Here is a 19114-nt window from a genome sequence, read left to right as displayed (position 1 = left end):
GCGGGTTCTCATGAATGCCGGGCCGTGGCTGCCCGTCCCACCCTCCGGTTATGGTGGCATCGAAACGGTCATCGCCACCTTGATTCCCGAACTACGCAGGGCCGGTGTGCATGTCACGCTGGCCACCGTCGGTACCAGCACGATCGAAGCCGACAGCTACCTGCATCCGCTGGCCGGACCACAGTTCGCCGCGATCGCCAGGCCCTACAACCAGGTTTCGGGCATCGCGCACGCCCAGATGCAGGGGATCGTTCAGGCCATCTACGACGGTGGCACCTGGGACCTTGTCCATGATCATCTCGAAGTCGTAGGACCTGCAGTCTTTGCTGCGATGGGTACCGCCGCACCGCCAGTGCTGCAGACCCTGCACTGGGATCTGGCGAAGCACGGCGCATTCTATGAATCCTTCGACGGTCGTGGTCGTGTCCGATTCGCCGCGGTATCGCGGTCCCAGCTGGACCGCGCACCGGAGGCACTGCGCCGCCAGGTCATCGGTATCGTCCCGCTTGCGGCCCCGCCGGCACTGGAGGTTCGGGCGGAGAAAGCCGACCATGCCCTGGTGCTGGCCCGCATCACCAGGGACAAGGGGCAGGATGCGGCCGTGCGGATCTGTCGACAGGCGGGCTTGCCGCTGGTGCTCGCCGGGCCGGTTGCCGGCATCGATGATCCCGCTGAACTCGACCGCCGTCTTGCGTCCGGTGACGCCCAGCTGACATCCCACCCCGATGTCATCTACTTCCAGGACGAGGTTCGTCCACTGCTCGACGGACACAGGTACCGGTGGATTGGAGGTGTCGGCGGCGAAGCAAAGGAACGCGTCCTGCGTTCTGCCCGGGTACTCCTGGCGCCCAACCGATGGGCCGAGCCGGGAGCGACCGGGGTAGTGGAAGCCCTCTCACGGGGCGTTCCGGTTGTCGGGACACCGTTAGGGGTGCTGCCCTCGTTGGTGCAGCACGGCCTTACCGGGTTTCTTGGCGCGGAAGAACTGGAGTTGGCAGGGTTCCTGCAGGAACTCGACAGTATTCGTGCCGAGGACTGCATCGAGGCGGCGTCCATCTGGACGCCAGAGGCGATGGCCACCAGCTACCTGCATTTATACGACCAGATTCTTCAGGAGGCTCCGTGACTGTGAAAGTAGCTCTTATCGGGGCCGGTTCCGTAGGGCAGCGCCATGCGCGCACCCTGCAGCAGCTCGGCGTCCGGATCACCAGTGTCACCGACGCTCATCCGGAGGCGGCGGAGAAAGTGGCGCGGGAGGTGGACGCACGAGCCTTTACCGACCCCGATGCAGCGCTCGACCTTACGGATGCCGATGCCGTTTATGTCTGTGTTCCGCCCTTTGCGCACGGTTCGGGTGAGCGCGCCGCGCTCTCCAGGGGTCTACCTCTGTTCGTGGAGAAGCCGGTCGGTCTGGGCCGGGAAATCGCAGAAGAGATCGGAGTGCTCGTCGAGGCTGCCGGTGTCGTGACCGGCACCGGGTACCACTGGCGCTGCACGGACACTTTGGAGCACGCGCGCGAACTGCTGGCGGAGGCGCCTGCCCTGTTGGCCAGCGGCTACTGGCTCGACAAGCGCCCGCCGGTCCCGTGGTGGGGCCGGGTGGATCGCTCCGGGGGGCAGGTGGTGGAACAGCTGACCCATGTTCTGGACGCTGCCCGTTTCCTCCTCGGCGACGTCGTCGAGGTGTATGCCGCCGGTGTCCGAAGTGCGTCGGCCATCGACCTGCAGACAGCGGGCAGGGCCGGCGAGGAATCCGATGACGTCGACGACGCTACGGCCGCTACGATGCGCTTTGCCTCCGGAGCGGTGGCCACGCTGGCCGCGACATCCGTGCTGGCCGCTAAACACCGGGCCGCTTTACATACGGTGAGCCGTGGTTTGTACCTGGAGGTATCCGAAACCGGCCTCAGCAGCTTCGACGGCGCGTCACGAACGGATCTGGAAAGCGCGGAGGATCCACGGGCAACGGTGGACCGGGAATTCATCGAAGCCGTCCGAGGTGAACGGGAGGCCACACGCACTCCCTATGCTGAGGCCCTGCGCAGTCATCGGCTTGGCTGCGCCATCGCTGAATCGGCCCGCACCGGGCTGCCGGTGAGGCTGCCTCAGGAGCGGTCCGCGGTCCACGGGGCAAGAGTGTGAGGCGCCGCCGCAACCTCGTCATCCGGGCACCTGGCTCCCTGGAAATTATCGAGGAGCAGCTGCCTGAGGTTCCCGAGGGTGGGCTGCTGCTCGAAACCCTCGTCACCGGCCTGTCCGCGGGCACGGAACTTGCCTTTGTGAAAGGGGACCACCCGGGGCTCCGGTCTCGACTGGATCCCGACCTAGGCCTTTTCTTGCCGCACTCCGCCGGCACTGCCTACCCGATCCGCAGGCTCGGCTACATGGAAGTCGCCCGGGTAGCGGAATCGCGAACTCCTGCATTTTCAGAGGGAGACGTCCTCGCCTGCGCGTACGGGCATGCCACTATGCATGTGGCGGATCCGCTCAATGAGCATCTGGTGCTACTGGGCAAGGATCTTGATCCGCTGCTGGGCGTCTTCGTGGCACACCTCGGGCCGATCTGCGCCAACGGTCTGCTGCATGCGGCAGCGGAGGCAACCGGCGGCATGGTCCGCCGTCTTGCCGACGGCGTGGACGGACGTCAGGTGCTGGTCACCGGAGCCGGTCCCATCGGGCTCCTCACTGCACTGTTCGCCCGGTCCCTCGGCGCACGCGAGGTTGCCGTCGCAGACTCCGACCCCCGCCGCCGCCAGGTGGCAGCAGACCTGGGTTTCCCTGCTCTGGACCTGGACGATGATCCCGGCAAGCTACTGAAAGAACGGTGGCGCCATGGCCCAGCAGATCGGGGAGCGGACGTCGTGTTCCAATGCCGTGGGCGTCCCGAAGCACTCCATGCCGCCCTCCGTGCCGCCCGCCCTCAGGGAAGCATCATCGATCTGGCCTTCTATACCAGCGGAGCGGAGGCCGTGCGCCTCGGCGAGGAGTTCCATCACAACGGACTGGTCCTTCGTTGCGCGCAGATCGGCAGGGTCCCCCGAGGCCTGACGGGACAGTGGGACCGTGCACGGCTCTCCGCTGAAACCATCAGATTACTCCGCTCCCACGGCGATGTGATCCGCAAGCACCTGATCTCCGACGTCGTTCCCTACGACAACGCACCGCGGCTGATGCACGAGGTTTCCCAGCACCAACGGCAAGTCCTGACTGCTGTTTTCGCTGTAGCCCCCGCATACCTGTAAGCACGTCTTGACGTCTCTGCTTCCTGGCCGCACCGGCACGACGTGCCGCGTGGCTGCGGAGAACAACGTCATCGCCAGGGATGGCGCGGTCCTGGAACCAGCGGATGCGCTCGCGGAGGACCTGCATGATGACGGCGGGGTCCGGGTCGTCTTCGGCATCCAAGAATGTCTTCTCGTAGCCGGGCACGTGGTCGGACACGGTGGCGCGGATGGGTCGACGCCGTCCCAGGAGTCGCCGATTCTTGCTGATTGTGGCCTTCGGCGGGAAGCGCAGTGGCCTGATGCGCTCAGCGGGTGACTTCCGTGGACAGCCGGATCGCTCGGCCATCGTGAGTCGGGATGCCGGGTGGAATCTCGGTCAGGGCTATCATTTCCCTCGCTGGAGACGGCCGGCGGCGCCACCATGATGCGCACATGCCGTGATCCGGTGTACTGCAAGAGAACTGAGAGCGCGGTTTCTTCTTTTCCTATGCACTGTCGCCGTGCGATGGTGCTTCCACGGGGAATCGAACGTCGCGGTCTCACGAGGCGAAGGGTCACAGGGTGGAACATCAGGGGGATCAGGAGTTGGGCTTCGACGCGATTCCGGCATTGGAACAGGTGGTCGAGCGCCTGACCGAGATGAACCGGCGCCTGACCGACATGGCGCGGATGATGGAAACCCGGGATGTGGTCGGCCAGGCGAAGGGGATCCTCATGGAGCGCTATGGGATCTCCTCGGATGAGGCGCAAGCGCTCCTGGTCGCGGCGAGCAGGGACAGCGGGATGGGAATGGCCCTCGTGGCAGCGAACCTCGTCTCCGATGGGAGACTGCCCGATAACGGCAGGCAGTGAGGTGAAGGATCGCCCGCAGGCCAAGGCCGTTCATCAGCAGTTGCCTGCCGGTTCGTCGGGGTACAACTCGAGGTATGGCGGGCACCCCGAGCCCTAGTCCTTGTCGTCCCTCAGGTCCTCAGGTCCTCAAGCAGATCCTCGTCCCGGTGGTCAGCCGCAGCCGGGCTGAATGCTCACGTGAACGAAGCGTTGGAGACAGGCGGTACTGCGATCGGTCCTGTCATTCAGTAGACGGCGCCGTCGATGGTGCCGTACTTCCGCCGCCACTCGACCCGCCGAAGGTACCTCGGGCGGTCTGCCCGTCCGCCGTGATCGTCGTGATCGGCGAGGAGGCGGTAGCCTGAACTACTAAGTGCGCTGATGATTGTGGGTCTCGGGTGAGCGATGCCGGTGGCGGTGCGGGTGCTGGGTGATGATGACCGCGGAGGTCGCTGTGGATGGACAGGTACAGGTCAAGATGACGACGTTCGCGCTTTCCGAGGCGCATGTGGGTGTCGAGGACGTGTGGGTGCGGTACTACGGGTTGGGCGGCTGCATCTCGCTGTTCGAGGTCCAGTCGTATCTTGCCGGCCTGCTGGTGCTTCCGCCGTTGGAGCGGAACCTCCTCGCGGAGGCCACGAACGAGCTGCTCGAGTCGAGAGCGGTGCACCTGCGGGTGCCCTTCGATGCCGAGGATGACGCTGACGCTTCGGTCGAGGACTCACGCAAGGGACTCGGTGCCGCCGGTGCGTTCCTGTTCAGCGCCGGGGAGCAGGAGACGGAGCGTCTGGCCGCGCTGGACAGGACGCAGCTGCTGGATTCCGTTCCTGAGGCCCGGTTCGATCGGTACACGCAGCAGGCGACAGAGTACTTCCGGGTCAGCTCATCGATCGTTGCGCTGCTCGATGACCGGCGCATGTTCCTGAAGTCCGTGATCGGACCGGTTGAGCAGAACCTGCCCCGGGAGATCACGTTCTGCCACGCGACGATCCGTAGCGCAGGGCCGCTGATCGTCACGGACGCACTCGAGGATGATCGCTTCAGCACCAACCCTCTGGTCGTGGGGGAGCCCTTCATCCGTTTCTACGCCGGCCATCCTTTGCGCGGTCCGGGCGGGTGGATCGTCGGGACCCTGTGCGTCATCGATCAGAAGCCCCGCGATTTCTCCGGCCACGACGAACGTTTCCTTCGGAATCTGGCCCGCCTCGTCGAGGACGAGATCAACGCCTGACGCGTACACCCGGTCGACGAGCGAGTCCGCCCGGGGACAGGAGGCAGCCGGCGGGGGGAGGAGAGACTGCCTAGGTGAAGCGAGCGCGAGGCGTCACGCGCGAACCTTAGGCGACAGAGATGCCCTTTTCGTCGAACGTGTTCGGGCTGGTGGAGTAGAAGTCCAGGCCTGCGCCGGCGCCGGAATCAAGTCTGATGGGAATGTCCAGGGCGGAGCGGATCCCGTGGGAGGCACCATGTCCTGAAGCATCGCCGTCATGGTGTCCTGCTTCACCTCGCGCCTGAGCTCCTGCTCATCCGGCATGATGCTCGACACCCGGCTCACTCGAATCCGGCCCCGCTGCACGGGTAGTCGTCCGCGGGGCATGATCAGTCGCATTCGCCTCCATCAGATCGAACGGGTCGGCAGGAGTCTGATCGGTTGGCGCATCCTTCGGGCTCTCGGAGACGAGGTCGCGGAAATCGAGTTCCTCGGTCACTTGTTCGAGCCGGCTCTCGGTTTCCGGGGAGGACCCGTCCTCGTGCACGTACTCGTGGTCGAGTTCCCGGTGAAGCTTGCTGTTGAGTACCTCGACCTCTGAGTCCATCAGGACGTTCAGGTCCTCGGGGAAGGGCTCGGACGGGGTGATTCTGCTGTTCATCAGGTACTCAATTCGTTACAGGAGTGGAGAAGACGCTCATGCAGGCCTGCGGCCCCCAGCCGCGACGACCGACGAACATCCTACCCAGCGCGGGAGCCGATGAACGCTCGTTCCATCACTGAATGCTTCATACGGGCGCGCACCGGAGATCATCACGCACCAGTGGAGGATGGGCCGGAAACGACCGCCGGTGCCTGAGCCCCACCCACGATGTCGTCCGTCAATGCGCCCAGGCGCCACCGATGGTTGTTTACCGGCCCCGGCGGTGGCACTACGTTGAGGACCATCCGGGCGAGCCCGATGCACGTCGTCACCGAGAACTGGGGTTCTTCCGGTATCTGTCCAAACCGGCTACAGCACCCACCTTGGTGGGTCGTTCAAGGAGGAACCCGTCACCATGGCACAGAACCTGAATCAGCCCGTCACCGATGACAGCATCAAAGTCCGCCAGCTCAGCCACTACCAGTTCAGCTGGGTAGCCGGCGACCCGGGCCAGCCCGGATCCTGGACCCTGCAACTGGTCCTCGACCAGGGAGCATGGGAAGAAGTACTGACGATCGACGCTGATGACGCCGACAACCTCCAGGACCTGCTCTCCTCGGCGGAGACCGTCTACTACGACGTCCAGCGCCGGACCCTGATGTTCGGCACGACAGAAGCCGGGCATCACTGATCCAGAAGCGCCGAAGCGCCCAGTCATCGATGTCAGGTGAACCGCGACATGGCGGTCGTCTCTTCGAGGGCGTCCAGCACGGCCAGGGCTGGGATTCTTGCGGCTGCGGCGATGGTGGTCAGGGATTCGCCGTCGCTCGCGGCTGACGCAACAGCCCGCTGGAGTTCGGTTGTCAGGGTCCAGGTGCTCGTGGTGAAGGCTCGCTGCGATGCCTCGGCGACTTGCTCCAGATGAGTGACGGACATGATGTGCTCCTGGTGGTTCGATGATCAATAAGCGTCATGCGGTCGTTGCCTGCGTGTGGTTCTCGAGGCGAGAGTGGTCGGTGTGGTGAGGGCTGCCAGTTCGGCGAGGCGATGGGCCCGCGCGGATTCGGCTGCGGTGAAGGGTTCTCCTGCCCGCGCGTAGACCAAGGGTTCCCCAAGCGGCGACGGGATCTTCAGCAGCTCGGATCCGTCGGTGAAGGACCGAACGCTGGGCGAGGGGCGGGTCACCAGCTCGGCGGCGAGTAGTTCAGCGACCGCATGTTCGAGCTCGGCGGGGTCCTGCACGATGCGGCACGCAAGGGACAGGGCTTTGGTCTGCCCGTCCGCGAGAGCCAGCGCGGTCGATGGCCAAAGACGGACCGACGTCCCACCACCAAGGACCAATGCCCGATGCAGTTGCTCCTCCGGGACCCCGGCGGGCACGGCAAGTACGAACTCATCGGTGCTCGATCCGGTGTCGGGGTGCACGTGGAGGGAGAGGATGTTCACGTGCAGCCTGGCCAGGCGATGCGACAGGTTTTCGAGCGCCCCCGGCGTGTTCTCGACACGGACGCGTGCCCGCCACAACGTAGAAGCATCGTCGAAGCGCTGACGGTGCTGCAGCGCCGGCGCATGCAGCCAGGTACGGAGGAACCGCATCACGGAGGGTTCCGCCACCCAGATCACCAGAGCCGTCGCAGTCAGAGCGAGCAGAAGAACTTTCAACGGATAGCTCAGATGCGTTTGGACCACCACGGCATGGACGGCAAGCTCGATCGGCAGCATGACCGCGACATTGGCCAGGGTCAGTCGGACCTTACCGGGCTCCGGCAGTTGCCCGCAGGAGTCACACCGGAGGGAGGCCGTCGGTGAGGCGGCAGAGGAACCATGATGACGTGGCATGTTCTAACAGTGCTGATCACGTGTTTCGAGCTGGTTGCATGCTCGTTCCACCCCAAACAAGTTGACACCTGAGGGCATCTACTGATGGCGAGGGCGAGCGGGCGGGGTTCCGAGGCGTCGTCGAGCAGAAGCGGCGGTGTACGAGCGGGTTCCCCTTCGCCCTGGACTATTCATCATCTGCATACTGGTCTGCGGCGCCCAAGGAGTCAGGCGGCGAGTTCGTTCTCGGTGATTACTGCGAGCCGACGCAGGGAGTGTTCGTCTGCTTCCGAGAAGGTACGTGCGTGCTGGTCGATGACGCAAAGGGTGCCGACAACCCAGCCGTCAGGGCTTCGGAGCGGGTAGCCGGCGTAGAACCGGATGAAGGGCTCTCCGAGGACGAGCGGGCTCCACCGGAAGCGTTCATCGTGGAAGGTGTCGCGAACGACGAGTGGGTTCGGGGTCCGGATGGTGGTGTTGCAGAAGGACCGTGCTCTGGGCATGTTCTGGTCCACCGGGCCGATGACGGACTTCAGGAACTGCCGTTCGTCATCGATGAGGGTGACGATTGCCGTGCTGACGTTGAAGTGCTGCTGCGCGGTGTGGGTAATGCGGTCGAAACGTTCCTCTGGAACAGTGTCAAGGAGGTTCGTGCGGGCAACGGCGTCGATGCGTGCCTGTTCCTGCTCGGAGTCGGACAGCAGAAAGGCGCCGGCAGCCCCAAGTGAACGTCGCGATCGTTCGGGCGAATCGTCAGCGGTGTCCTCTGCCAGGTAGGGAACCGGCAGAGCTGGCGACTTCCTGCCGAGGTCGTTCACGGTATCGGCGAGGAGATCGCTTTCGCGGGACGGCAGGTCGGCCAGGCCGTTCAAGTACTTGTTGATGGCTTCAGGGGACGCGGCCCCGCCCGAGGCGAGGTACCGGTCTGTGATGATGTCGATCGTCAGCGCTGCAGCGGCGATGGCCTGGATCATCATGGCTCGCTGCGGTCGTCCACGCATTCCGAAGCCTCCACCTGTTCTGCCTATGCTCTTCTGCTCTCACCGGCGCCGCCTGCCTGCCGGCGAACCTGCTCATTAAACCAGTACGTGCGTGCAACGGCACGTCCTGTACCGCAGGATGGACCGCGCCCCGAACAGTATCAGTGCTCGGTGCAGTCGTGATGACCTCCATGAACGGCAGGGTCCGGGCAATTACTGGGGCCAATGTGACAGCTGTGACTGGTGCGGTCAGTGGACGTGCGTGGTGGGACAGATTACATTCAAGGCGAAGGGCGTAGCTCTTCACCCTTGGAGCGGCGGCACGAGCGCTCTGGTTCCGGTCTCACTCAGGAAGCCCCGCCATCTCCTCCACCTTGCCTCCCTCCGACCGTGGCCTCACTGTCGAACAGCGGAGCTCCTACCGGGCCAGGTCCTCTGGTCGCGGCCCGCTGCGAGGTTCGGGGGATGCATCCGCGGATCTCGCAGCTGTTCTCGTCGCTGTGGGTTCCGGGGACCCGGACGCTTTCCAGGTTCTGTATGAGCAGTGTGCTCGCAGGGTCTACGGGGTGGTGCGCAAGACACTGCAGAACCCGGACAGCTGCGCGGAGGTGACCCAGGAAGTATTCCTCATGGTCTGGGAGCAGGGCGATCGATACCGGCCGGAACTTGGCCACCCGGTGTCCTGGCTGATGACTCTCGCTCACCGCCGGGCGGTGGACCGGCTCCGTATGGAGACTACGCGCACGGCTCGTGATGAGAAGTGGGGGCGACGCAACTGGGACACCGGCTTCGACGAGGTCGCAGAAACAGTCCTGGAACGCGAGAACACGGCGGACGTCCAGGCTGCGATGACCGTGCTGTCACCACTGCAGCATCAGGCCATCTCCCTGGCCTACTTCTCCCACCTGACCTACAACGAAGTGGCCAATCACCTCGGGATCCCCGCTCCCACGGCCAAGACGCGGATCCGTGACGGCCTGAAGAAGCTTCGCAGGGTGCTCGAAGAACAGCGCCAGAACGAGCCACGCTGAGCACGGTCCACCGGGAGGCTCCTCCCTCCGATGAGTGCGCCGCGTGCTGTTCTGACTGCACGATCGGAGGTTGGCGAGCAGTCCTCCTGCGGTGCTTCTGTCTCTTTGCTGGTATCGGCGGCTGTGGTCCGTGCTTGGGTTCTTCACCGGCCATCACGAGTCAGGCCGAGGGTTGCGATCAGGTCTTCGTGAAGCTCGAACCAGACGCGGTGACAGGAGTCGCGGTCGGTGCCGGTGATCCACGCCGCCTCTGCGCCCGCCCGTGATAGGGCGGCGGCGAAGCGTTGGTGATAGCCAGCGAACCGCTCCAGGTGGGACGTCAGACGGTTCTCGATGTCCGCCAGCGCGGCCGCGGGGCCCTTCAAGGTTCTGATGGTGTCGGAGAGTGTCGGGTGGTGCGTCCCGATGCCCAGTTCTGCCAGTTGCCAGGCTGTGCAGGCCGCAGCCACAACGTGATTGAGCGGCAGGAAGTCTTCGTGGACGGCCTCGACTGCTGCGCGGGCGCCGACCGCGTCGAGTTCCGCGGCCAGCAGTTCTTCGCCGTGGTTCTTGCCGGCTTCCGTCAGTGACCATCCTCCATCGCCGGCGTAGGAGGTGTAGGTGGTCCAGCCGTGCGCTTGGGCGCCCAGGAGGTGCTCGTCGACCTCGTCCTCCGGGTGACGAACACGGGCGGCGATGCGTGCGAGGTCTGCATAGCCCAGGGTCCGCACCGCGTGGAGTACCCGGACGTCGATCGGGGACGTATGGGTCATCGCTCTCCTGATCCTTGCGTGGTTGTGATGGTGCCTGCGGTTCCGTCGACGACGACGTGCTGCCCGTCGGTGAGCGCGCTCATTGCCTTCTCTGCGGTCAGGACGGCTGGAATGCCGAATTCACGGGCCACGATCGCAGCGTGAGCGAGGAGGCCGCCGATCTCGGTCACGACCGCCGCGGCGCGGGCGAGCAGGGGTGTCCATGCAGGTGAGGTGGTGCGGCAGACAAGCACCTCGCCGGCTTGGAAGCGGGCGAAGTCGTCGAATCCGTGGACGATCCGCACGAATCCCTCGGCGGCGCCTGGGCTGGCTGGAGTGCCTGTCGCCAGTACCCGTCCGGCAGCCCGCCCGTCGCTTCGCGCCGCGCCCGGGATCGTGGCGACGGGGCTTGCGGTGATCGGGCTTGCGGTGATGGGGCGGGACTGGAGCACCCAGGTTGTACCGTCGGCGATCGCCCACTCGATGTCCTGGGGGCACCCGAAGAGCGCTTCGATCCTGAGCGCCAGTGCGGCGAGCTGGAGGACCTGCCTGGGTATCAGCGGTGGGAACAGGTCGCCGGCTTGGTGGGTGATGGTGTGATCTTCGACCGTCCAGACCCACGGGGTCATGGTTCCGTCCACGACGTTCCCGCCGAGCCCGCGACCGGCCTCGATCACCATCGTCTGCGATCCGGTGACCGGGTGCCGGGTGAACATCACCCCGGCGACTTCCGCGGCAACGAGGGCCTGCACGATCACGGGGACCACCGTGGCCGGCTCGTGCCCCATCCGGGCCGCATAGGCGACGGCTTCCGGGCCCACTCCCGAGCGGGCGGCACGACGCACCTGGTCGATCACCTGCGCCGGTTCGGTGAGGTCGAGAGTGGAGTGCAACTGCCCGGCGAATGACGCGACGGCTCCGTCTTCCCCCACTGCGGATGAGCGCACGGCGACCGGTGCTGCGCCGGCGTCTCGGAGCGCAGCCCTCAGTTCGGGCACCCAACTGTCGCCGCTCAGCACCTCGAGGACCACGACTCCGGGTGGAACAGCGAATCCGGCGCGCAGCAGGTGGGCCAGGTTCGCGGCCTTGGCCCCGCACTGCTCATCCGCATCAATGAGAGGAATCAGCACTGCTCAAGGCTCCGTCCCGGGCTCGCTCGTTCGAGCCAGCATCCGGCTCAGTCGCTGTTGCGCCGCCTGCGCCGACCCCAGTCCCAGGGCTTCCGCAATCTGTGTCCACGTCATGTCCGCACCACGAGCAGCGAACAACAGGCCGGACTCGACCTGATCAAGTTCCGCCCGGGCGGCGGCGAGCAACCGCAGGCCGGCAAGCACAGTGGCCGGATCCGTGGCATCGGCATCGCGAGCGGACCATGCCGCGAACCGGACGAAATCGGCATCAGAGACCGGCTGGCGGGGGTGCTGCCACGGGCGGCGGGGGAGGCTGTCGGCGCCGGCCTGGGTCAGTGCGGCACGGGAGCGATCCAGGTCGGAGGCATCACGGTGATCATCGGAAAGCACACCCCTAGTTCAGTGCATCAACACGCTGTTGTCAACGCTACGTTGATATGGTGCGCTGCCATCCGTTCCGCCCCGATGAGGTGACCCCGACGTCGCAGTTCCCGCGGTCAGGGCACGCCCTCACGCCGTCGTGAGGACCGTCTTGAGCCAGCCCTCTTCGCGGCGGTCGAAGGTGAGGTAGGCATCGACGACGTCGGTGATGGGTTCGTGCTGGGTGATGAACCGGGTGGGGTCGAAGACGCCGGAGGCGACGAGGTCCAGGAGCGGTGGGGTGACCGAGCGGTGGTCGCAGTTGCCCATCCGTACCGTGAGGTTCTTGTTCATGGCCTGTCCGATCGGGTAGGACATCATCTGCGGGCTGTAGACGCCGATGATGCCGATCCGGCCGTACTTCCGTACGGTCTGCACGCTCCACTGGGAGACCTGGGACGGCGCGTTCCCCGGTACCCAGTTCTCGCCCTGCACGTTGGTCTTGGGCGCCACCTGGGCGACCTCGCGGGCGAACTCCTCGGCCTGCTGCTCGCTGTCGGCTGCGGCGGGTCCGGCTGATGGGCGTTGAGCGTCGACGCCGACGGCGTCGATGACGGCGTCCACGCCGATCCCGAGGGTAGCGTCCATTAGGGCCTCTACGGGGTCCTCGCGGTTGAAGTTGATGACATCCGCGTTCTGGTCCAAGGCCTGGACGAGGCGGGTTTCGACGCCGTCGATCGCGAAGACGCGGGACGCCCCTTGCCGGAATGCGGAGGCGATGGCGAACTGACCGACCACGCCCGCCCCGTACACGGCGACGGTGTCGCCGCGTCGTATGCCGGCGAGTTCCGCGCCGAACCAGGCGGTGGGGAAGATGTCCGAGAGGAGAATGGCCTGTTCGTCGCTGACATTGTCGGGCAGGGCTGTGAGGGTATTGGAGGCATAGGGGATCCGCGCGTATTCAGCCTGCAGTCCGTTCACAGGGCCGGTGGTCTGAGGGCCGCCGAAGAAGCAGGTCCCGGCCTGGGGGCCGTTGGGGTTCGCGGTGTCGCACTGGGCGGTGTGTCCTGCGCGGCACTGCCAGCACACCCCGCAGGACATGGTCGAGGAGACGACGACGCGGTCGCCGGGGGCGAAGCGGCGCACTGCTGCGCCTACGGCGGTCACCTCTCCGACGGCTTCGTGGCCGAGGATCGTGCCCTCTTTCATGCCTGCCATGGTGCCCCGGATGAAGTGGAGGTCCGTGCCGCAGATCGCGCTGCGCGTGATGCGGATGATCGCGTCGTTCGGGTCCAGGATGGTCGGATCATCGACGGTATCGAGACGTATGTCGCCTTCTCCATGCCATACGAGAGCTTTCACGGGGTTACTCCTTCTGCTGCGTGTGGTCAGGGAGAGTGCACGAACGACACCCACGCTAGGAACGGTCAAGCGGCCCGGACAAGGCCAACCTCCGTCCGGCACACCCATTGACAGCGTCCCGGACGCTCCGGTGCCGCCCGGGAAGAATCAAGGATCAGATTCCTCGTCGTCGCGTATCCCCAGTTCCGTGACGCGACGGTGCGGCGGAGTTTACGGTTCCTGTATGGAGAGGAACGTGGTGCTGCGCCTTGGTGTGGCTGCTTCATTGCTGCTGACGGGGGGCTGTGCAGGGCACTTTCCCGCAGATCCCGAGAACACGCTCGATGCAGTGACGGGTGGAACGCTGCGGGTCGGCGCGTCGGTGAATCCGCCCTTCGTCGAGGACAAGGGGGAGCAGATGGCCGGTAGCGAGGCGGAGCTCGTGCAGGACTACGCGCTGACTCGCGACGCTGAGATCACCTGGGTCCGGGGAGGGGAGGAGGATCTGATGAATCGGCTGGAACACGGCGAGCTGGACCTGGTGATCGGTGGTCTGACCGACAAGACACCGTGGACCAAGAAAGCCGGGCTGACCCGCCCGTACGCGGAGTCGGCCGACCGCTACGGGTCGCGGCAGAGCCACGTCCTTGCAGTCCCACTCGGCGAGAATGCCTTCCTCCTGGACCTCGATACGTACCTCCAGAGTCGGAAGGAGGGAGCCCGGTGACCAGCGACTGGGGTGAATCGGAGATGCCGGAGGAGGTACACCGGGCGCTCCGGCGAGCGATCAGGCTGGAATGGGTCACGATCGGTGTACTGGTCGTGACAGTCAGCATCATCTTCCTCGTCCTGGGGAACTCCCAGGCCATGAAGACGGCGTGGATCGAGGACATGTTGTCCTTCATTCCTCCGATCGCGTTCCTGATCGGGATCAGGGTCGCAGGCCGGCCGGCTTCCACCGACCGGCCGTTCGGACACCACCGTGCCATCGGGGTGTCGCACCTGGTCGCCGCGACAGCCCTCGCCGGCATGGGCAGCTATCTCATCATCGACTCGGCGATCAAGCTCATCACCGCGGAGCACCCCACCATCGGCGGCATCACGATCCTCGGACACACCGTCTGGCTGGGCTGGCTGATGATCGCAGCCATGGCGCTCACCTCGATCCCTCCCGTGATCCTCGGGCGCATGAAACTCAAGCTCGCCGAACCACTGCACAACAAGGTCCTCTTCGCCGATGCCGACATGAACAAGGCGGACTGGATGACCGGAGTCGCCGTGATCGTGGGAGTCACCGGCATCGGTTTCGGTCTGTGGTGGGCTGACGCTGCCGCAGCGCTGATCGTCGCGTTCTCGATCGTGCGGGACGGATTCGTGAACGTCCGCGCGGCAGTGAAAGGGCTCCTGGACGCCAGGGCCACCACCTACGACGACGCCGAACCGCATCCCCTGCTGGGCAAGGTAGAGGACTACCTGAACGGACTGACATGGGCGCAGGACGTCGGCGCCCGGGTGCGGGACGAAGGGCAGGTATTCCACATCGAGGCATTCATCGTCCCGACATCGAATCGGCCCCTCACCATCGAAGAGCTCGAGGAGGTCCACGCCGGCCTGAAGCGCCTGGACTGGAAGATCAACGACGTCGTGGTCGTCCCCGTGCACGCCATCCCGGACATGGCACGTCAGATGAGTACGAGGCATTCCTAGCAGAGACGAAGGTGCCGAGTCCAGAGGGACGAGCGCACCTCAATCACGCCGTCATGCAGAAGGGATCGGAAGGTGCGGGTTCAACCCACACCGGCGGCGGCTGCGGCTTTCACGACGAGGCCGTCGTAGACGCTCGGATCGTCGGAGTCGACAACGAGGAAACCCGCGCCGGGAGACCCTTCCTGGTGCATGGTGATGCCGGGGTTATGGGTATCGGTGCCGTCCGCAAGGAAGAAGTGGGGGCTGCCCTGTACATCCTGATGATGGTCGAGGTAGGACTGCATCATCGTCCCGCGGGCAGCGCCGGTGTCGAAAAGCTGCTGCAGCCGGCCAGCGTCCACCCCAGGGCACTCGTCGGCGACAGCCAGGATCTCGTGGCGCATGCTGATGCAGCGGCTGTCACGCCAGAACGCCAGGCGCAATGCCATGTCGAGTTCTTCCGCGGCAGCAGGGGATTGTGCTTTCGCGGCATGCACGGCTTCATTCGCGGGAAGGCTTGTCACGGGCCACTCCGAGGGGTGACGCTGCCACGGTGTGAAGCGCAGTCCCGGTTCCAGAGCGCCGACGACAGGTATCTCAGGCTCGATGATCCTGCTGTTGAGAGCGATCTGGTTGATGTCCTCGAGGAGGAAGAGTCGCAGGTCGACCTGCAATCGACCGGTGAGGCCCGCCGCATCCCGGGCGCGATAGAACCGATGGAGCGCGATCGTCGACCAACCGCACATGATGTCTGTGAACACGACGACCGTTCCGGGGGCAACATCAGGAGCCGACATGGTCAGACCCTAACCCGGCTCTCATCCCTCCTGAGGGACAGCCGGTTGACTCTTTCTCCTTGACGTTTCTGTCGGGTGCCGTCCGCGCAGCTTCGGATGCGCCATACGCACGCCCTCGCCACAACCCCTGGCACTGCCTGATCCCCGCCGATTCGGCCGCTTAGACTGACGGGGCCGTCTGGGGGCCGAACGGAGGAGCAGCATGACCACGATCGCAGAGACTGTCATCCACAATCTTGCCGCCAATGGGATCCAGCGTGTCTGGGGAGTTCCCGGCGACTCCCTGAACGCGGTGACCGAGGCCATCCGCAGGGAGCAGGGCATCGAGTGGATGCTCGTCCGCCATGAGGAGGAGGCCGCGTTCGCTGCCGCCGGGGAGGCGGCGCTGACGGGCGAACTCGCGGTGTGTGCGGGCAGCTGCGGCCCCGGCAACCTGCACCTCATCAACGGGCTCTACGACGCGCACCGAAGCAGGGTCCCCGTGCTCGCGGTCGCATCGCACATCCCGACCGACGAAATCGGCAGCCAGTACTTCCAGGAGACTCGACCCACCGAGCTGTTCCGCGACTGCTCGGTCTTCTGCGAGATGGTACTGAGCCCTGAGCAGATGCCGCGGCTGCTGGAGATCGCAATGCGCACGGCCATCGAGAAGAGGGGGGTCGCCGTGCTCGTGATCGCGGGCGACACCGCGCTCCACGAGGCCTCGGACGAGCGCGTCTTCACGGTCCGCCGCACCGACCCGGTCATCGTGCCCTCGCCGGCCGAACTGCAGGAGGCAGCCGCCACACTGAACTCCTGTGGGAAGGTGACGATCCTCGCGGGCGGCGGCGTAGAAGGGGCGCGCGATGAGGTCCTCGCCCTCGCCGATGTACTGGGGGCGCCGATCGTGCACGCCCTCCGCGGCAAGGAGGTCATCGAGCACGACAACCCGTTCGACGTCGGCATGACCGGGCTCCTCGGGTTCGCATCGGGATACCGCGCGATGGAGGACTGCGACGCGCTGCTGATGCTCGGCACCGATTTCCCGTACCAGCAGTTCTACCCGAAGAAGGCGAAGATCCTGCAGGTCGATATCCGGGGCGAGCAGCTCGGCCGCCGCGTGCCACTCACCCAGGGCATGGTCGGTGGCGTACGCCCGACGGCGGAGGCGTTGCTGCCGCTGCTCGAGCGGAAGCCTGTGCGCACCCACCTCGAGAAATCCCTCGACCACTACCGCCGCACCCGCGCACAGCTCGACGACCTCGAGAAGCAGGGACCCGGCGCCATCCACCCGCAGCACCTCGCCCACCTCATCGACGAGTTGGCGGACGACGACGCGGTCTTCCTGCCCGATGTCGGCACTCCGGTCATCTGGGCGTGCCGGCACCTGCGCATCGGCCCGAAGCGGCGCCTCATCGGCTCCTTCTGGCACGGCACCATGGCGGCCGCGACCCCGCTCGGCATGGGCGCCCAAGCGGTGGACCGGAAGCGGCAGGTCGTGGTCCTCGCCGGTGACGGCGGGCTCGCGATGATGCTCGGCGAATTGCTGACGGCGGTGCAGCACAGGCTCCCGATCAAAATCGTCGTGTTCGACAACGCGGCGCTGAGCTTCGTCGAGGTGGAGATGAAGGCGGCGGGCATCGTCAACTTCGGCACCGGGCTCGAGAACCCCGACTTCGGGGCGGTCGCGCGGGCGGTGGGGATGCACGGCGAGAGCGTGACGCGCCCTGAGGACCTCGAAGACGCCCTGCGCCGCGCGTTCGCGCACGACGGCCCCGCGCTCGTCTCCGTCGCGGTGGAACGGCAGGAGCTCTCGATACCGCCGAAGATCGAGGCGAAGCAGGCCACCGGCTTTGCGGTCTACGCGCTTCGTACGGTGCTCGCCGGCAACGGCCGCGAGCTCATCGATCTCGCCCGAGCCAACGCGCGCCAGCTGCTCTGAGAAGGACCACCGGCGTTCACCTCTGATGCGAGGGACCGCAGGAGAAGCCCACGGAGGATGACTGGATCCAGCCCGCCGGCGACAAGGACCGCGGAGGCGCCGAAGTGGTTGCTGTGCCCGCCTTCGGCTCAGGCCGAGCAGCGTTCCTGCAGCTGCCGGGCTTTCTGCACCACGCCGATCAGTGATTCGTCGCCCTGCCGGAAGCTCTCGACGGCATCCCGGAGCTCCGTGATCTGGCCGGCCAGCTCCGGCGGGGCTGTTTTGGCGATCTCGTCGATCTCGAGCAGCAGCCCCAGCGGGTCCGTGCCCAGCTGTTCGGGCGCTGCGCGCACCATGGCAAGGACGCGGGCACATGCGTCGTCGACGGTGTCGACGGCCGCCCCGGTGGCGGGCTCACCCGCGGGGGCCGAGCTGACCGGTGAGTCCGACGCGGGTTGCTGGGTATCGGGCTGGGGATCAGCGAACGAGCACCCGGCCAGGCACAGCAGGACGGCAGTCATGGACAGGGCACGAGCCATGCTGGATCGGGTAGCACGTAGTGTCGGCACGGCGGGTTCCTGTTCGGACGGGGTATCGCGGTCAACGCATCACGACCCTTCCATCCTACTGTCGGTCGCTCGAGCCCCTCCCGCAACGGATAGCGCAATGGCCTTCACCATCTCGGACGCTTCGGAGTCGCCGGCGGGGCGGCGGTGAGCGCTGCTTCGTGCAGGTCCGCCTAAGACAGACCGGGGGACGACTCCGATCCGGCGGCCGACGGTGGTTCAGCACCCGCTGCGATCCATGCATCGAGATCGCGAGGACGCCGGAACGACAGCACTGGAGGCATGGACGGATCAGCGATGATCTGGCTGATGGCGTCCTTCTTCCGGCTGAAGGTCCTAAAATGCCACCGGATGATCGAGTCGTTGGCCAGGGCGCGGCGGAGTGTCTCGGTGTTGCCGTTGCACACCGGTTCCTTCGTCACGATCCGTCGGATCGTTCGCCGGACCAGGCGCCCGAGGGACAGCCACCGCGGATAGTCGAGGAACACGACGAGTTCGGCCCGCGTCACGACCAGGTGCCGCCAAGCGGAGTAGGCACTGTCGAGCACCCAGCGGTCCTGCGCGGCAAGATCGGCGGCGATCCGGTGCTGGTCCTCGACAGGACGGCCCGTCCATGCGGGGAGCCATCCGATGTCGTCATCGGCAGAGAACTCCGGCACACCGGTCGCCTCTGCATACGCGTGCGCAGCCGAGGTCTTGCCGCTGCCGGTCACCCCGTGGAAGAGAACACGCTGAGCCGGCACACCTGTCATGGGTTTCACCGTACCGTCCCTTCGATGCCCGGTAACGGGTCCGTCGGCGGAGGACAGGGACGACGAGCGTGGGCACTCTCCTGCTCGACACGGCGGATCGCGTCGGCCGTTGCG

General features: G+C 65.8%; 21 protein-coding genes. 10 read left to right on the top strand and 11 right to left on the bottom strand.

The annotated features are described in order from the left end of the window. Nucleotides 1-10 precede the first annotated feature (10 nt). From V6S67_RS09770 to V6S67_RS09750, 5 genes are all read left to right on the top strand, one after another. Nucleotides 11-1126, top strand: a complete 1116-nt coding sequence (locus V6S67_RS09770) for a glycosyltransferase (RefSeq protein ID WP_334210071.1) — start codon at nt 11-13, stop codon at nt 1124-1126. Then, complete coding sequence (locus V6S67_RS09765; protein WP_334210070.1) at nt 1123-2142, top strand: Gfo/Idh/MocA family protein; 1020 nt, start codon at nt 1123-1125, stop codon at nt 2140-2142. The genes V6S67_RS09770 and V6S67_RS09765 overlap by 4 nt, the downstream gene beginning before the upstream one ends. Then, nucleotides 2139-3242 carry a zinc-binding dehydrogenase gene (locus tag V6S67_RS09760; protein WP_334210069.1) on the top strand — a complete coding sequence of 368 codons (1104 nt, stop codon included), beginning with the start codon at nt 2139-2141 and terminating at the stop codon, nt 3240-3242. The genes V6S67_RS09765 and V6S67_RS09760 overlap by 4 nt, the downstream gene beginning before the upstream one ends. A 543-nt stretch (nt 3243-3785) precedes the next feature. After that, on the top strand, nt 3786-4076 hold the full coding sequence (locus V6S67_RS09755) for an ANTAR domain-containing protein (RefSeq protein WP_334210068.1): 291 nt from the start codon (nt 3786-3788) through the stop codon (nt 4074-4076). A gap of 433 nt (nt 4077-4509) precedes the next feature. After that, the gene (locus V6S67_RS09750; protein WP_334210067.1) at nt 4510-5286 is read left to right on the top strand and encodes a GAF domain-containing protein; all 777 of its coding nucleotides are present in this window, start codon (nt 4510-4512) and stop codon (nt 5284-5286) included. A 292-nt stretch (nt 5287-5578) separates the two neighbouring features. Here V6S67_RS09750 and V6S67_RS09745 read toward each other — a convergent pair whose 3' ends face one another. Then, the gene (locus V6S67_RS09745) at nt 5579-5926 is read right to left on the bottom strand and encodes a hypothetical protein (RefSeq protein ID WP_334210066.1); all 348 of its coding nucleotides are present in this window, start codon (nt 5924-5926) and stop codon (nt 5579-5581) included. A gap of 397 nt (nt 5927-6323) precedes the next feature. On the opposite strand from V6S67_RS09745, the gene V6S67_RS09740 reads away from it, so the two are divergent. Next, nucleotides 6324-6599 carry a hypothetical protein gene (locus V6S67_RS09740; RefSeq protein ID WP_334210065.1) on the top strand — a complete coding sequence of 92 codons (276 nt, stop codon included), beginning with the start codon at nt 6324-6326 and terminating at the stop codon, nt 6597-6599. A 32-nt stretch (nt 6600-6631) separates the two neighbouring features. Here the strand turns inward: V6S67_RS09740 and V6S67_RS09735 are convergent, their stop codons facing one another. The 3 genes from V6S67_RS09735 to V6S67_RS09725 all read right to left on the bottom strand — a co-directional run bounded on the left by V6S67_RS09735 (nt 6632) and on the right by V6S67_RS09725 (nt 8700). Next, nucleotides 6632-6844: a hypothetical protein gene (locus tag V6S67_RS09735; protein WP_334210064.1), complete on the bottom strand. Its 213-nt coding sequence runs from the start codon at nt 6842-6844 to the stop codon at nt 6632-6634. A gap of 24 nt (nt 6845-6868) precedes the next feature. Beyond that, a complete protein-coding gene (locus V6S67_RS09730) occupies nt 6869-7747 on the bottom strand; it encodes an amino acid-binding protein (RefSeq protein ID WP_334210063.1) in 879 nt (292 codons plus the stop codon). 206 nt (nt 7748-7953) lie between these two features. Then, nucleotides 7954-8700, bottom strand: coding sequence for a GAF domain-containing protein (locus tag V6S67_RS09725; RefSeq protein WP_334210062.1), 747 nt, complete (start codon nt 8698-8700; stop codon nt 7954-7956). A gap of 380 nt (nt 8701-9080) precedes the next feature. Here V6S67_RS09725 and V6S67_RS09720 point away from each other — a divergent pair, with 380 nt between their 5' ends. After that, nucleotides 9081-9737 carry a sigma-70 family RNA polymerase sigma factor gene (locus V6S67_RS09720; RefSeq protein WP_334210061.1) on the top strand — a complete coding sequence of 219 codons (657 nt, stop codon included), beginning with the start codon at nt 9081-9083 and terminating at the stop codon, nt 9735-9737. A gap of 143 nt (nt 9738-9880) precedes the next feature. On the opposite strand, the gene V6S67_RS09715 is transcribed toward V6S67_RS09720, so the two are convergent. The 4 genes from V6S67_RS09715 to V6S67_RS09700 all read right to left on the bottom strand — a co-directional run bounded on the left by V6S67_RS09715 (nt 9881) and on the right by V6S67_RS09700 (nt 13320). After that, complete coding sequence (locus V6S67_RS09715) at nt 9881-10489, bottom strand: transcriptional regulator (RefSeq protein WP_334210060.1); 609 nt, start codon at nt 10487-10489, stop codon at nt 9881-9883. Next, a complete protein-coding gene (locus tag V6S67_RS09710) occupies nt 10486-11598 on the bottom strand; it encodes a PEP/pyruvate-binding domain-containing protein (protein ID WP_334210059.1) in 1113 nt (370 codons plus the stop codon). The genes V6S67_RS09715 and V6S67_RS09710 overlap by 4 nt, the downstream gene beginning before the upstream one ends. Nucleotides 11599-11601: 3 nt before the next feature. After that, nucleotides 11602-11988: a hypothetical protein gene (locus V6S67_RS09705; RefSeq protein ID WP_334210058.1), complete on the bottom strand. Its 387-nt coding sequence runs from the start codon at nt 11986-11988 to the stop codon at nt 11602-11604. Between the two features lie 120 nt (nt 11989-12108). Then, a complete protein-coding gene (locus V6S67_RS09700) occupies nt 12109-13320 on the bottom strand; it encodes a zinc-dependent alcohol dehydrogenase (protein WP_334210057.1) in 1212 nt (403 codons plus the stop codon). Nucleotides 13321-13543: 223 nt separating this feature from the next. Here V6S67_RS09700 and V6S67_RS09695 point away from each other — a divergent pair, with 223 nt between their 5' ends. Next, entirely contained in the window at nt 13544-14026 is a 483-nt protein-coding gene (locus tag V6S67_RS09695; protein ID WP_334210056.1) for a transporter substrate-binding domain-containing protein, read from the top strand. Continuing rightward, nucleotides 14023-15006, top strand: a complete 984-nt coding sequence (locus tag V6S67_RS09690; protein WP_334210055.1) for a cation diffusion facilitator family transporter — start codon at nt 14023-14025, stop codon at nt 15004-15006. The genes V6S67_RS09695 and V6S67_RS09690 overlap by 4 nt, the downstream gene beginning before the upstream one ends. 80 nt (nt 15007-15086) lie before the next feature. On the opposite strand, the gene V6S67_RS09685 is transcribed toward V6S67_RS09690, so the two are convergent. Further along, nucleotides 15087-15782 (bottom strand): DsbA family oxidoreductase, encoded by a 696-nt coding sequence (locus V6S67_RS09685; RefSeq protein ID WP_334210054.1) that lies wholly within the window; start codon nt 15780-15782, stop codon nt 15087-15089. Nucleotides 15783-15984: 202 nt separating this feature from the next. On the opposite strand from V6S67_RS09685, the gene poxB reads away from it, so the two are divergent. Next, entirely contained in the window at nt 15985-17703 is a 1719-nt protein-coding gene (gene poxB, locus V6S67_RS09680) for a ubiquinone-dependent pyruvate dehydrogenase (RefSeq protein WP_334210053.1), read from the top strand. Between the two features lie 128 nt (nt 17704-17831). Here the strand turns inward: poxB and V6S67_RS09675 are convergent, their stop codons facing one another. After that, nucleotides 17832-18221 carry a hypothetical protein gene (locus V6S67_RS09675; RefSeq protein WP_334210052.1) on the bottom strand — a complete coding sequence of 130 codons (390 nt, stop codon included), beginning with the start codon at nt 18219-18221 and terminating at the stop codon, nt 17832-17834. 200 nt (nt 18222-18421) lie between these two features. Further along, the gene (locus V6S67_RS09670; protein WP_334210051.1) at nt 18422-19000 is read right to left on the bottom strand and encodes an adenylate kinase; all 579 of its coding nucleotides are present in this window, start codon (nt 18998-19000) and stop codon (nt 18422-18424) included. Between the last annotated feature and the right edge of the window lie 114 nt (nt 19001-19114).

It is taken from the genome of Arthrobacter sp. Soc17.1.1.1, assembly GCF_036867195.1.
Classification (GTDB): Bacteria; Actinomycetota; Actinomycetes; order Actinomycetales; family Micrococcaceae; genus Arthrobacter_D.
Note: the sequence above shows the minus strand (reverse complement) of the source record. Positions and strands in the feature narration are given on the sequence as shown.

Excerpts from the sequence above, each read along its gene's own strand:
- V6S67_RS09740 (WP_334210065.1), top strand. The coding sequence starts at position 6,324 with ATGGCACAGAACCTGAATCAGCCCGTCACCGATGACAGCATCAAAGTC.
- V6S67_RS09670 (WP_334210051.1), bottom strand. The coding sequence starts at position 19,000 with ATGACAGGTGTGCCGGCTCAGCGTGTTCTCTTCCACGGGGTGACCGGC.
- V6S67_RS09730 (WP_334210063.1), bottom strand. The coding sequence starts at position 7,747 with ATGCCACGTCATCATGGTTCCTCTGCCGCCTCACCGACGGCCTCCCTC.
- V6S67_RS09770 (WP_334210071.1), top strand. The coding sequence starts at position 11 with ATGAATGCCGGGCCGTGGCTGCCCGTCCCACCCTCCGGTTATGGTGGC.
- V6S67_RS09675 (WP_334210052.1), bottom strand. The coding sequence starts at position 18,221 with ATGGCTCGTGCCCTGTCCATGACTGCCGTCCTGCTGTGCCTGGCCGGG.
- V6S67_RS09715 (WP_334210060.1), bottom strand. The coding sequence starts at position 10,489 with ATGACCCATACGTCCCCGATCGACGTCCGGGTACTCCACGCGGTGCGG.
- V6S67_RS09735 (WP_334210064.1), bottom strand. The coding sequence starts at position 6,844 with ATGTCCGTCACTCATCTGGAGCAAGTCGCCGAGGCATCGCAGCGAGCC.
- poxB (WP_334210053.1), top strand. The coding sequence starts at position 15,985 with ATGACCACGATCGCAGAGACTGTCATCCACAATCTTGCCGCCAATGGG.
- V6S67_RS09745 (WP_334210066.1), bottom strand. The coding sequence starts at position 5,926 with ATGAACAGCAGAATCACCCCGTCCGAGCCCTTCCCCGAGGACCTGAAC.
- V6S67_RS09685 (WP_334210054.1), bottom strand. The coding sequence starts at position 15,782 with ATGTCGGCTCCTGATGTTGCCCCCGGAACGGTCGTCGTGTTCACAGAC.
- V6S67_RS09695 (WP_334210056.1), top strand. The coding sequence starts at position 13,544 with ATGGAGAGGAACGTGGTGCTGCGCCTTGGTGTGGCTGCTTCATTGCTG.
- V6S67_RS09725 (WP_334210062.1), bottom strand. The coding sequence starts at position 8,700 with ATGATCCAGGCCATCGCCGCTGCAGCGCTGACGATCGACATCATCACA.